The organism is Marinobacter sp. CHS3-4 (genome assembly GCF_030053415.1).
Lineage (GTDB): Bacteria > Pseudomonadota > Gammaproteobacteria > Pseudomonadales > Oleiphilaceae > Marinobacter.
Genome location: NZ_JASGBJ010000004.1, coordinates 34,816 through 47,230, shown reverse-complemented (window position 1 = coordinate 47,230; position 12,415 = coordinate 34,816). Strand labels below are relative to the sequence as shown.

Annotated in this window: 17 protein-coding genes; 1 reads left to right on the top strand and 16 read right to left on the bottom strand. The window is 55.0% G+C overall.

All coding sequences use genetic code 11. The features are described from left to right. Positions 1–94 precede the first annotated feature (94 nt). Positions 95–589 carry a single-stranded DNA-binding protein gene (gene ssb / locus QLQ17_RS15615; RefSeq protein ID WP_283210536.1) on the bottom strand — a complete coding sequence of 165 codons (495 nt, stop codon included), beginning with the start codon at positions 587–589 and terminating at the stop codon, positions 95–97. A gap of 56 nt (positions 590–645) precedes the next feature. Next, a complete protein-coding gene (locus QLQ17_RS15610) occupies positions 646–2,016 on the bottom strand; it encodes an MFS transporter (RefSeq protein WP_283210535.1) in 1,371 nt (456 codons plus the stop codon). 173 nt (positions 2,017–2,189) lie between these two features. Between QLQ17_RS15610 and uvrA the strand changes: the two genes are divergently transcribed. Then, positions 2,190–5,009, top strand: a complete 2,820-nt coding sequence (gene uvrA / locus QLQ17_RS15605; protein WP_283210534.1) for an excinuclease ABC subunit UvrA — start codon at positions 2,190–2,192, stop codon at positions 5,007–5,009. Between the two features lie 61 nt (positions 5,010–5,070). Here the strand turns inward: uvrA and rplQ are convergent, their stop codons facing one another. The 14 genes from rplQ to rpsN all read right to left on the bottom strand — a co-directional run bounded on the left by rplQ (position 5,071) and on the right by rpsN (position 12,405). Continuing rightward, on the bottom strand, positions 5,071–5,469 hold the full coding sequence (gene rplQ, locus QLQ17_RS15600) for a 50S ribosomal protein L17 (RefSeq protein WP_283210533.1): 399 nt from the start codon (positions 5,467–5,469) through the stop codon (positions 5,071–5,073). A gap of 33 nt (positions 5,470–5,502) precedes the next feature. Further along, positions 5,503–6,507, bottom strand: a complete 1,005-nt coding sequence (locus QLQ17_RS15595; protein ID WP_283210532.1) for a DNA-directed RNA polymerase subunit alpha — start codon at positions 6,505–6,507, stop codon at positions 5,503–5,505. Positions 6,508–6,554: 47 nt separating this feature from the next. After that, positions 6,555–7,175 carry a 30S ribosomal protein S4 gene (gene rpsD / locus QLQ17_RS15590; RefSeq protein ID WP_283210531.1) on the bottom strand — a complete coding sequence of 207 codons (621 nt, stop codon included), beginning with the start codon at positions 7,173–7,175 and terminating at the stop codon, positions 6,555–6,557. Positions 7,176–7,193: 18 nt separating this feature from the next. After that, on the bottom strand, positions 7,194–7,583 hold the full coding sequence (rpsK, locus tag QLQ17_RS15585) for a 30S ribosomal protein S11 (RefSeq protein ID WP_004580767.1): 390 nt from the start codon (positions 7,581–7,583) through the stop codon (positions 7,194–7,196). Between the two features lie 13 nt (positions 7,584–7,596). Beyond that, positions 7,597–7,953, bottom strand: a complete 357-nt coding sequence (gene rpsM, locus QLQ17_RS15580; protein WP_283210530.1) for a 30S ribosomal protein S13 — start codon at positions 7,951–7,953, stop codon at positions 7,597–7,599. Positions 7,954–8,092: 139 nt separating this feature from the next. Then, entirely contained in the window at positions 8,093–8,206 is a 114-nt protein-coding gene (rpmJ, locus tag QLQ17_RS15575) for a 50S ribosomal protein L36 (RefSeq protein ID WP_004580765.1), read from the bottom strand. Positions 8,207–8,235: 29 nt separating this feature from the next. Then, positions 8,236–9,558 carry a preprotein translocase subunit SecY gene (gene secY / locus QLQ17_RS15570; RefSeq protein WP_283210529.1) on the bottom strand — a complete coding sequence of 441 codons (1,323 nt, stop codon included), beginning with the start codon at positions 9,556–9,558 and terminating at the stop codon, positions 8,236–8,238. Positions 9,559–9,575: 17 nt separating this feature from the next. Next, positions 9,576–10,010 carry a 50S ribosomal protein L15 gene (gene rplO / locus QLQ17_RS15565; RefSeq protein WP_283210528.1) on the bottom strand — a complete coding sequence of 145 codons (435 nt, stop codon included), beginning with the start codon at positions 10,008–10,010 and terminating at the stop codon, positions 9,576–9,578. Position 10,011: 1 nt separating this feature from the next. Further along, positions 10,012–10,200 carry a 50S ribosomal protein L30 gene (rpmD, locus tag QLQ17_RS15560; RefSeq protein WP_283210527.1) on the bottom strand — a complete coding sequence of 63 codons (189 nt, stop codon included), beginning with the start codon at positions 10,198–10,200 and terminating at the stop codon, positions 10,012–10,014. 4 nt (positions 10,201–10,204) lie between these two features. Then, positions 10,205–10,705, bottom strand: coding sequence for a 30S ribosomal protein S5 (gene rpsE / locus QLQ17_RS15555; RefSeq protein ID WP_283210526.1), 501 nt, complete (start codon positions 10,703–10,705; stop codon positions 10,205–10,207). Positions 10,706–10,717: 12 nt separating this feature from the next. Then, positions 10,718–11,065, bottom strand: coding sequence for a 50S ribosomal protein L18 (rplR, locus tag QLQ17_RS15550; protein ID WP_135804362.1), 348 nt, complete (start codon positions 11,063–11,065; stop codon positions 10,718–10,720). A 9-nt stretch (positions 11,066–11,074) separates the two neighbouring features. Then, on the bottom strand, positions 11,075–11,608 hold the full coding sequence (gene rplF / locus QLQ17_RS15545) for a 50S ribosomal protein L6 (protein ID WP_283210525.1): 534 nt from the start codon (positions 11,606–11,608) through the stop codon (positions 11,075–11,077). A gap of 9 nt (positions 11,609–11,617) precedes the next feature. Continuing rightward, positions 11,618–12,010, bottom strand: a complete 393-nt coding sequence (rpsH, locus tag QLQ17_RS15540; protein ID WP_283210524.1) for a 30S ribosomal protein S8 — start codon at positions 12,008–12,010, stop codon at positions 11,618–11,620. An 89-nt stretch (positions 12,011–12,099) separates the two neighbouring features. After that, positions 12,100–12,405 carry a 30S ribosomal protein S14 gene (gene rpsN / locus QLQ17_RS15535; protein WP_283210523.1) on the bottom strand — a complete coding sequence of 102 codons (306 nt, stop codon included), beginning with the start codon at positions 12,403–12,405 and terminating at the stop codon, positions 12,100–12,102. Positions 12,406–12,415 lie beyond the last annotated feature (10 nt).

Below are 12,415 nucleotides of genomic sequence, written 5' to 3'. Positions count from 1 at the left end.
CCATGTTTTGCGAACTTTTTAACCCGCTCTTGCAACTCACCGGAAGTAAAAAAACTCCAGTATTCCGAAGCTTTTACTCGATATACCGCTCTCGTCAGAACGGAATATCATCATCAAAGTCATCAATCGGTTCCGGCATGCTGCTCTGGGATGGCTGATTCTGCTGACTCTGAGCCGGCGGCTGACTGGACTGCTGCGGGCGACCTGCTGGGGCGCCCTGGCTCATACCACCGCCGTCACCCCCACGGCTGTCCAGCATCTGCATCTGCCCATTGATATCGACAACCACTTCGGTGGTATAACGGTCCTGACCATCCTGGCCCTGCCACTTGCGAGTCTGGAGTTTGCCTTCGATATAAACTTTTGAGCCTTTGCGCAGGTACTGACCAGCCACTTCCGCAATCTTGCCGAACATGACAATACGATGCCATTCGGTTTTGGGAACCAGCTGCCCAGACTGACGATCTTTGTAGCTTTCATCGGTTGCCAGGTTCAGGTTCACCACCGCATTCCCGTTTGGGGTGTAGCGGGTTTCAGGGTCCTGCCCCAGGTTGCCGATCAGAATAACCTTGTTTACGCCTCGTGCCATGGTTTACTCCTGACAATCTGTTTTAGTCTGGCTCGTGTCCTTTCAGCCAAACGGGTTTAAGGTTCTTTTATGGGCCGCACGAATGGAAAATCCGCCAGGCTAAGCGCATCAAACTGACGCCTGTCTACCTTCAGGTACGCCGTGTCAGCCTCTTCCAGAATCACCACATCCTGCACACCCGGTAGCCGCCTCAGGCTCTCATCGATATCGTCGAAATGAGCGGGCGCTTCATGCTGCAACTGTACCACGAAACTTCCTGTATAACCCGGCGCAGGCATGGTCAACGCAACCAACAACCAGATCAGCAAAACGCCCACCATCAACCAGATTACGCCCTGCAAACCGGCATGTTCCAGCAGTATGCCACCGAGCGACCCTCCGAGAAATGCACCCAGAAACTGCGAGGTGGAGTACACGCCCATGGCGGTGCCTTTGGCCGCAGCCGGCGACTCCTTGCTGACCAGTGAAGGCAGGCTGGCTTCCAGCAGATTAAACGCCATGAAAAAGAAAAACAGAACGCCCCAGGCGACCAGAAGCGCATGGGATACATGCCCGATTGCTGCGGTAGCGACGGTCAACAGCACGATAGCCCCACACAGCACCGGCTTCATTTTGCGCTTTTTCTCGCCGATGATGATGAAAGGAACCATGGCAAAAAACGACGTCACCATCACGGTAAGGTAGAACCACCAATGAGAACTGGACGGCAACCCGAACTGTTCCTGCAGCAGGGTCGGAAAAACCAGAAATACGGCCGTAAGAACCAGATGAAGGGCAAAGATGCCATAGTCCAGACGCAACAGCCTGGGATCCCGCAATACTCGCGAGAGCATGTCACGGGCAGGTTGCGTATCCGCGCTGGAGACATGCTGATGCGGCGTTGGCACCAAACGATGGACAATCACCACAGCGATGCCTGCCAGAGCAGCTGTTACATAGAAAATTCCCGATAACCCAAAGACAGCGCCCAACAGCGGACCCAGAACCAGCGACAAAGAAAATGACAAGCCGATTGAGATGCCAACCGTGGCCATCGCTTTGGTGCGCTCTTCCTCACGGGTCAGATCGCTGAGCAGAGCCATCAGCACGCTGGCAATGGCACCCGATCCTTGAAGAATCCGACCGGCGATCACAACGTATATCGACTCAGCGGAAGCAGCCAGCAGACTGCCGATGGCGAAGAGTGCCAGACCGATGTAAATCATGCGCTTGCGGCCAAACCGGTCCGAGAGCATGCCGAACGGGATCTGTAGGACTGCCTGCCCCAGGCCGTAAATGCCAATGGCCAGGCCGATGAGCGCGGGCGTTGCACCTTCGAGATCACTGCCCAACAGCACGAACACGGGCATCACCATGAACAGGCCGAGCATACGCATGGCGTAAACCGATGCCAGTGCTGCTACAGAGCGCCTTTCAAGAGCATTCATGGTGGGCCTTCCACAGGTGTTGATGGTTAAGCAATGCCGACGATAATGGCGGCGCATTGTAACAGATGCGCCGAGCCCAAGGCATTGCCAGGGCACAAAACAGATCCGCTGCACTTTGGCCGCCAGAGGATCAAACGCGGTATACTAATCGTTTTTTTCGACCGGGGAGAATTATGGATCATATCCAGATCAAAGGGGCGAGAACCCACAATCTGAAAAACATTGACCTGGATATGCCGCGGGACAAACTGATCGTGATCACCGGCCTGTCAGGCTCGGGCAAGTCGTCCCTCGCTTTCGACACGCTCTATGCGGAAGGCCAGCGCCGCTACGTCGAATCTCTTTCAACCTACGCACGCCAGTTCCTGTCGATGATGGAAAAACCGGATGTAGATCACATCGAAGGTCTATCACCGGCCATTTCAATCGAACAGAAAAGCACCTCCCACAACCCTCGCTCCACCGTTGGCACGATTACCGAAATCTACGATTACCTTCGGCTACTGTTTGCCAGGGCTGGCGAACCCCGCTGCCCGGACCACGGCCAACCGCTGGAAGCCCAGACCGTCAGCCAGATGGTCGATCAGGTCCTGGCAATGGAAGAAGGCAGCAAGCTGATGATTTTGGCGCCGGTGATTCGAGACCGCAAAGGCGAACATCAGCATGTGATCGACACTATGAAAAGTCAGGGTTTCATTCGCCTTCGTGTCGACGGCAAAGTTTACGACATCGACGAAGTACCACCTCTGGACAAGAAAAAGAAACACCAGATTGATGTGGTAGTCGACCGGTTTAAAGTGAAAGAAGGGCTCGAACAACGGCTGGCAGAAAGCTTCGAAACCTCGCTCGGCCTGGCAGACGGGATTGCTCTGGTTGCGCCCATGGACGGCGATGGTGATGAGCAGACATTCTCGGCACGCTATGCCTGCACCCAATGTGGTTATGCCCTGAGTGAGCTGGAACCCAAACTGTTTTCTTTTAACAACCCGGCCGGCGCCTGCCCCACCTGTGACGGATTGGGCGTAAAACAGTTTTTCGATCCTGAGAAAATCGTTCAGCACCCAGAGGCGACCCTGGCAGAGGGCGCCATCAAAGGATGGGATCGCCGGGCCGTCTATTACTTCCAGATGCTAAGCAGTGTTGCGGAACACTTTGGCATTGATATGGACACGCCCTGGGACGAACTGCCGGAACAGTTTCGAGAAACACTCCTTTATGGCACAGATGAAGACATCCCCTTCCGATACGTGAATTCCCGTGGCCACATCATGGAAAAGGCCCACCCGTTTGAAGGCATACTGCCAAATCTTGAGCGCCGGTATCGAGAGACCGATTCCCAGAGCATGCGCGAAGAGCTGGCAAGGCACCTGAGCCAACAGCCCTGTAAAACGTGTGGCGGAAGCCGCCTTCGCCGCAGCGCTCGACACGTATTCATCGAGCAGAACAACATTGCAGACGTAACTCACCTTCCGGTGGGTGAAGCACACGAGTATTTCCAGACGCTTGCGCTACCCGGCCGGAAAGGCGAAATCGCGGAAAAGATCCTAAAAGAGGTACGGCAGCGATTACAGTTTCTGGTGAATGTAGGGCTTGAGTACCTGAACTTGGAACGCAGCGCAGACACGCTCTCTGGTGGCGAGGCGCAGCGAATTCGCCTCGCAAGTCAGATTGGCGCAGGCCTGGTCGGCGTCATGTATATTCTGGATGAACCCTCCATTGGCCTTCATCAACGCGATAACGACCGTCTGCTCGCAACACTGACCCACCTTCGTGACCTGGGCAACACAGTTATCGTGGTTGAACACGATGAAGATGCCATCAGAGCAGCCGACCATGTGATCGATATCGGTCCTGGCGCTGGCGTCCATGGCGGCCATGTTATCGCCCAGGGCACCCCGGAGCAGATCATCGCCAATGAAGACTCGCTGACAGGCCAGTACCTTAGCGGCACCAAAGAAATCGCCATTCCGGCCCGCCGCGAAAAAGGTAACGGCAAGAGCCTGGTACTGACAGGAGCCAGCGGCAACAACCTGCAGGACGTGACGCTCGATCTGCCGCTTGGCATCATGACCTGCATCACAGGCGTATCTGGTTCGGGCAAGTCCACCCTGATTAACGCCACCCTTTACCCGGTTTGCGCAGCGCGCCTGAATAAGGCCACCAGCCTGACCCATGCGCCCTATCAGAACCTGAAAGGCCTGAATCACCTCGACAAGGTGATCGATATTGACCAGAGCCCAATCGGCCGCACACCCAGGTCTAATCCGGCCACCTATACCGGGCTCTTCACCCCCATCCGCGAGCTGTTCGCCGGAACACAGGAAGCGCGCTCACGAGGCTACAAGCCGGGCCGATTCTCTTTCAACGTCAAGGGTGGACGCTGCGAGGCGTGCCAGGGTGACGGCGTGATCAAAGTCGAGATGCATTTCCTGCCAGACGTTTACGTGCCCTGCGATGTGTGTAAAGGCAAGAGGTACAATCGTGAAACCCTTGAGGTCCGCTACAAAGGCAAGAACATCCACGAAGTATTGGAAATGACGGTCGAGGAGGCCAGAGAGTTCTTCGAAGCCGTTCCGTTTCTTGCGCGAAAACTGCAAACCTTGATGGATGTGGGCTTGTCTTACATCCGCCTTGGACAGAGCGCGGTGACGCTATCGGGAGGCGAGGCGCAGCGAGTGAAGCTGGCCAAGGAACTGTCTAAACGCGATACCGGGAAGACACTCTATATCCTGGATGAGCCGACAACCGGCCTGCACTTCTACGATATCCAGCAGCTTTTGAACGTCCTGCAACGCCTGAAAGAACATGGCAACACAGTGGTCGTGATCGAACACAACCTGGACGTTATCAAAACCGCAGACTGGATCGTGGATCTCGGTCCGGAAGGTGGGTCCGGTGGCGGCAGAATTATCGCCGAAGGCACACCTGAAGAAGTCTCTAACAACCCGGCATCCCATACCGGTCGATACCTGCGACCTCTGCTCAATCAATAATCATTGGACACAAAAAAACCGGAGGCTTTCACCTCCGGTTTTTTTCGGGTTGAACGAAGACTTACTCTTCGCCTTCCTCAACCTCTTCAACTTCCACATCCAGTGGGCGACCGATCAGCTCGACAAACGCCATAGGTGCGTTGTCGCCAGCACGGAAGCCGCACTTCAGGATACGGAGATATCCACCCGGACGCTCGTTGTAACGGGGACCAAGCTCGTTAAACAGCTTGGCAACCGCTGCGTCGTCACGCAGGCGTGAAAACGCCAGACGACGATTCGCGACCGAATCTTTCTTTGACAGCGTGATCAAAGGCTCTGCCACCCGGCGAAGTTCTTTCGCCTTGGGGAGCGTAGTTTTGATCAGCTCGTGTTCAACCAGTGACGCAGTCATGTTACGGAACATGGCCTTGCGATGCGCACTGGTCCTACTGAACTTACGACCACTCTTACGATGACGCATTGCTCTAATTCCTTACCTTAAACTAATCGGCGATTAACCGCCCAGAACCCGGTCGTCGCCACGTAGGCTAGCCGGCGGCCAGTTATCAAGACGCATACCGAGAGACAGGCCACGCGATGCGAGCACGTCTTTAATTTCGGTGAGCGACTTTTTACCCAGATTAGGCGTCTTCAGCAGCTCAACTTCGGTGCGCTGAATCAGATCGCCGATGTAGTAAATGTTCTCAGCCTTCAAGCAGTTTGCTGAACGAACCGTCAACTCAAGATCATCGACCGGACGCAGAAGAATCGGATCAATCTCCTCCTCTTCCTCAACGCGCTCAGGCTCTTTCTCGTGATCAAAGTCAACAAACACAGCCAGCTGCTGCTGGAGAATGGTAGCGGCCCGGCGAATCGCTTCTTCCGGATCGATGGTGCCATTGGTCTCCAGATCAATAACCAGCTTGTCCAGGTCCGTGCGCTGTTCAACACGTGCGCTTTCTACAGCGTACGCGACACGGCGAACAGGGCTGAACGTGGCGTCCAGCTGCAGGCGTCCGATGGCACGAGTCTCATCTTCTTCAAGACCACGCTGGTCAGCTGGCTCATAGCCACGACCACGTGCAACCTTGAGTCGCATGTTGACTTCACCATTACCGCTCAAGTGACAAATCACATGATCCGGGTTGGTGATTTCCACATCGTGATCAAGAGTGATATCACCAGCGGTGACAACGCCCGGGCCTTTCTTGCTGAGTGTTACCTCAGCATCGTCCCGGCCGCCCATTTTTACAGCGACGCCCTTGAGATTCAGAAGAATCTCGATGACGTCTTCCTGAACACCTTCAATCGCGCTGTACTCGTGCAAAACACCGTCGATCTGTGCCTCGGTGATCGCGCAGCCCGGCATTGAGGACAAAAGGATCCGGCGCAGAGCGCTGCCCAGGGTATGACCAAAGCCTCTCTCGAGAGGCTCAAGCGTCACCTTGGCACGCATGGCGCTGGATTCTTTCACGTCAATGGTACGAGGTGTCAATAACTCATGTACTGAACGCTGCATAGACGCCCCTATCTGCTATCGTTGCTACTTACGTTGCAAATCAGGCTTTACTTGGAGTAAAGCTCGACGATGAGGTTCTCATTGATGTCGGCCGGCAGTTCAGTACGCTCAGGCACTGATCTGTAAACGCCGGACATCTTGCTGGCGTCGACCTCTACCCAGCTCACCGGTGCACGGCTGGCTGAAAGATCCAGTGCGCCTTTAACACGCAGCTGGTTTTTTGCCTTTTCGCGCACGCTCACGACGTCACCTGGCTTAACCTGATAAGATGGGATGTTCACCATCTTATCGTTCACCAGAATCGCCTTGTGCGAAACGAGCTGACGGGACTCAGCACGGGTCGAACCGAAACCCATGCGATACACAACGTTATCCAAGCGACCTTCCAGCAGCTGCAACAGGTTCTCACCGGTTGCACCCTTGATGCGGGCGGCCTCTTTGTAATAGTTGCGGAATTGCTTTTCGAGTACGCCGTAGATACGACGGACTTTCTGTTTTTCACGAAGCTGTACGCCATATTCGGACAGACGACCGCGACGCGCGCCGTGCATACCCGGCGGAGTCTCGATGTTGCACTTTGAATCGAGCGCGCGAACACCGCTCTTCAGAAATAGATCTGTCCCTTCACGACGAGACAGCTTGCACTTCGGGCCTATGTAACGAGCCATAATTCACTGTCTCCTGTGTTAGACGCGGCGCTTTTTGGGCGGACGACAACCGTTGTGGGGAATCGGCGTCACATCAGTGATGTTAGTGATCTTGTACCCGCAGCCGTTAAGCGCGCGTACAGCGGATTCACGTCCGGGCCCCGGACCTTTAACCTCTACGTCCAGGTTTTTAAGGCCGTATTCAGCAGCCGCATTACCGGCTCTTTCAGCTGCTACCTGCGCAGCAAAAGGTGTACTCTTGCGCGACCCACGGAAACCAGAACCACCGGAAGTGGCCCAGGACAGTACGTTGCCCTGACGGTCTGAAATGGTCACGATAGTGTTGTTGAAGGACGCGTGAATGTGCGCGACGCCATCAACAACCGTCTTTTTCACCTTTTTACGGGTACGTGTACCTGGCTTTGCCATGTTTGCCTACCTGTTACTTACGAATAGGTTTGCGAGGACCTTTACGGGTGCGTGCGTTGGTCTTCGTACGCTGTCCACGGACTGGAAGCCCATGACGGTGACGCAGACCACGGTGGCAACCGAGATCCTTCAAACGCTTAATGTTCATCTGAACTTCACGACGCAGATCGCCTTCGACTGACAGCTTGCCCACTTCGGTACGAAGTGACTCAAGTTGCTCGTCGCTCAGGTCTTTGACCTTGACGTCCGGCTTAACGCCGGTTGCATCGCAAAGCTTCTGGGCTGCTGTCTTACCGACTCCAAAAATGTAAGTCAGAGAGATAACAGCATGTTTGTGATCGGGTATATTGACACCGGCTATACGTGCCATCCAAATTACTCCGCGTTCAAAGCTTTGCTGTGTGAATTTTCCGCCACGAAAAGGGCGCGAAATAATAGCGCCTGACCCCGCATGAGGTCAAGCGCTATAAATCGTACCCTCGACAATGTCAGTGCTGAATCCGTAAGGATTAACCCTGACGCTGCTTGTGACGAGGCTCCGTGCAAATGACTCGTACTGAGCCATTCCGACGAATTACTTTGCAGTTACGGCAAATTTTCTTTACCGAAGCGCGTACTTTCATTGTCGACTCCAGTTTTCAAGGGGAACGGATTAACCGTTCCGACCATAGCCCTTGAGATTGGACTTCTTCATCAATGAATCATATTGATGAGACATCAGGTGCGACTGAACCTGAGCCATGAAATCCATCACCACGACTACAACAATCAGCAGTGAGGTGCCGCCCAGATAGAAGGGCACATTCCCAGCCACCATCAGAAACTGTGGGAACAGGGACACTGCTGCGATGTACATTGCACCGAACAAGGTCAGACGAGTCAGAACGCCATCGATATACTTGGCAGTCTGATCACCTGGGCGAATGCCCGGTATAAACGCGCCAGAGCGCTTGAGATTGTCAGCGACTTCTTTCGGGTTATACATCAACGCCGTATAGAAGAAGCAGAAGAACACAACCGCAGCCGCGAACAGAATGATGTACAGCGGCTGACTTGGCGCCAGTGCCTGAGACAGACTGCCCAGCCATTCCATTCCTTCGCCTTGACCGAACCACTGGCCCATTGAAGCCGGGAACAGCAGAATCGATGACGCGAAAATCGGCGGAATCACACCGGCCATATTGACCTTCAGCGGCAGATGGCTGGACTGCTGGGCAAATACTCTTCGCCCCTGCTGTCTCTTGGCGTAGTTGATCGTCAAACGACGCTGACCACGCTCCATGAACACCACAAAACCAATGACGGCAACCGCAAGGATACCAATCCCCAGAACAACCAGAAGGCTCATCTCGCCATTTCTCGCCTGTTCCAGCGTTTGGCCGATCGCACCGGGCAACCCGGCCACGATACCAGCGAAGATCAAGAGAGAAATGCCGTTACCGACACCACGCTCGGTGATCTGTTCGCCAAGCCACATCATGAAGACCGCGCCGCTTACAAACGATACGACTGCCACAAAGTGGAAGCTGAAGCTGTCATTAAAGGTGACGCCCTGAGACGCCAGGCCTACGGAAATGCCCGCACCCTGAACAAGTGCGAGAACAACCGTCAGATACCGGGTGTACTGGCTGATCTTGCGACGACCCGCCTCTCCCTCTTTCTTCAGCTGCTCTAGCGTCGGACTGACCGCCGTCATGAGCTGCATAATAATCGAGGCAGAAATGTAAGGCATGATGCCAAGCGCGAAGATGCTCATACGCTCAAGCGCACCACCAGAGAACATGTTGAACATGCTCAGGATGGTGCCCTGATTCTGCTCAAACAAAGCTGCCAGGCGATCGGGATTGATACCCGGCACTGGAATATGGGCACCGATTCGGTACACCAACAGTGCCAGAAAGACAAACCAGAGCCGCGAACGCAGCTCTGCCAGTCCTTTTCCTCCGCCCGCAGGCAATGATGCTGTCTTGGCCATTTAGTCCTCGACTCGCCTTAGTCTTCGACTTTACCGCCCGCGGCAGTGATCGCCTCGCGTGCGCCTTTCGTCACCTTGAGACCCTTGACCGTGACCGCACGGCTGAGTTCACCGGACAGAATCACCTTCGCTTCGCGAATCTCTTCACGAACGATGTCCGCCTTCTTCAGGGCGTCAAGATCAGCGACGTCACCGTCGACCTTGGCCAGCTCGTTCAGACGAATTTCGGCTACATAACGCTGTTGGCGAGATGTAAAACCGAACTTCGGCAGACGACGAACCAGAGGCTGCTGACCACCCTCGAAACCTGGCGCTACAGAACCACCAGAGCGAGCTTTCAGACCCTTGTGACCACGGCCGCCGGTCTTACCAAGACCGCTACCAATACCACGACCTACGCGCTTGGCGGCCGGACGTGAACCAGGCTCTGGACTAAGTTCGTTCAAACGCATCTTAGTTCTCCTCTACCTGCACCAGGTAGTTAACCCGGTTGATCATGCCACGAACGGAAGGAGTATCTTCCACTTCCACGGTATGACCGATTTTACGAAGACCCAGGCCCTTGACGCACAGCTTGTGCTTGGGCTGGCAGCCGATCGGGCTGCGGGTCAGTGTTACTTTAATCGTCTTTGCGTTCGCCATGACTTCAACCCAGAATCTCTTCGACGGATTTACCGCGCTTGGCTGCAATATCTTCAGGCGCGTGAGTCGCCTGGAGACCCTTGATGGTGGAACGTACCACGTTGACCGGGTTAGTAGACCCGTAACACTTGGACAGTACGTTCTGCACACCGGCTACTTCCAGTACTGCACGCATCGCACCACCGGCGATGATACCTGTACCTTCTGACGCTGGCTGCATATAGACCTTGGACCCACCGTGCTGCGCTTTTACAGCGTACTGCAGGGTGTTGCCGTCCAGAGGGACCTCAACCATGTTCTTGCGCGCAGCTTCCATGGCTTTCTGAATCGCAACCGGCACTTCACGCGCCTTGCCACGACCGAAACCAACGCGACCTTTGCCATCACCCACGACCGTCAGTGCGGTGAAGGCGAAGATACGACCGCCTTTAACCACCTTGGCGACGCGATTGACCTGAACCAGCTTTTCCTGGAGCTCAGGCGCCTTCTGTTCGTTAACGCTCATTCTCTCCACCTCTTAGAATTGCAAGCCAGCTTCACGGGCAGCGTCGGCCAGAGCCTGTACGCGACCGTGATAACGGTAACCGGAACGGTCAAACGCGACCCGTTCCACTCCTGCCGCCTTGGCACGCTCAGCAATCAGCTGACCCACCTTTTTAGCGGCGTCCACGTTACCGGTTGCACCCTGGCGCAGGTCCTTATCCAACGTGGAGGCAGCGGCAATGACTTTGCTGCCGTCTGCAGTCGTAACCTGGGCGTACATATGACGCGGCGTGCGGTGAACGCACAGACGGTCAGTACCCAACCTACGGATTTTCATGCGCACTTTACGTGCGCGACGCAGTCTTTCGTTATTCGCGCTCATAGTCCCGCCTTATTTCTTCTTGGCTTCTTTGCGTCTGACCTGCTCATCCGCATAACGAACACCCTTACCCTTATAAGGCTCGGGCGGACGGAACGCGCGGACTTCCGCAGCGACCTGGCCAACCTGTTGCTTGTCGATACCGCGAATGACGACTTCCGTATTGGACGGAGTCTCTGCGGTAATCCCCTCGGGCAGCTCATATTCAACCGGGTGTGAAAAACCCAGTGTCAAGTTGAGCTTCTTACCCTGCGCTTGCGCACGGTAGCCTACGCCCGTCAGTGACAGCTTACGCTCCCAACCCGTAGTCACACCGGTCACCATATTGTTGACCAGCGCGCGAGTCGTACCAGCGAGAGCGCGGGACTGCTGAGCACCATCACGGGCGGCGAAACGCAGAACATTTTCTTCCTGCTTAACTTCAACCGCCTGATGGATCGTGTGCTGAAGCGCTCCCTTGGAGCCCTTCACGTTAATTTCCTGTCCGTTCAGCTTAACCTCAACACCGGAAGGCAGAACGACAGGATTATTGGCAACCCTGGACATAGTGTTCTCCTAAAATACGGTGCCGATGATTTCGCCACCAACGCCAGCGGCGCGGGCAGCACGATCAGACATCACGCCCTTGGACGTGGAGATAATAGCGACACCCAGACCGCCGGACACTTTCGGCAGTTCACCGGTACCCCGGAACTGACGCAGACTCGGACGACTGACCCGCTTGATCTCTTCAATAACCGGCTTGCCGCCAAAGTATTTGAGGCTGATCGTCAGCTGGGGTTTGGCATCAGCTGAAACGGAAAAATCTTCAACGTAACCTTCGTCCTTCAGGACCTGGGCCACGGAGACCTTCATCTTGGAAGACGGCATGGCCACGTCGGCCTTCTGTGCCATCTGGGCATTACGAATACGCGTAAACATATCCGCAAGCGTATCTTGCATACTCATTGGTATGAGACTCCTGCTCTTTTTAGTTGTGCAGCGGCGCCTTGCACCGCTTACCAACGGGTACCTGGCTTAGCGCCTGATACCTGCCTTTACCAGCTTGCTTTGGTCAGACCCGGAACATCACCGCGCATGCCGGCTTCACGCAGTTTGATGCGAGAAAGCTTGAACTTGCGCAGAACGCCGTGAGGACGACCTGTCACCTGGCAACGATTACGAAGACGCGACGGGCTTGCGTTACGTGGAAGCTTCTGGAGCTTCACTTGCGCATCCCAACGGTCATCATCGCTGGTATTCGGGTTTTTGATAATCGCCTTGAGCTCAGCACGCTTGGCTGCGTATTTCGCAACCGTTTTCTCGCGTTTGAACTCTCGGTTCTTCATGGAAACCTTAGCCATTACACTCGTT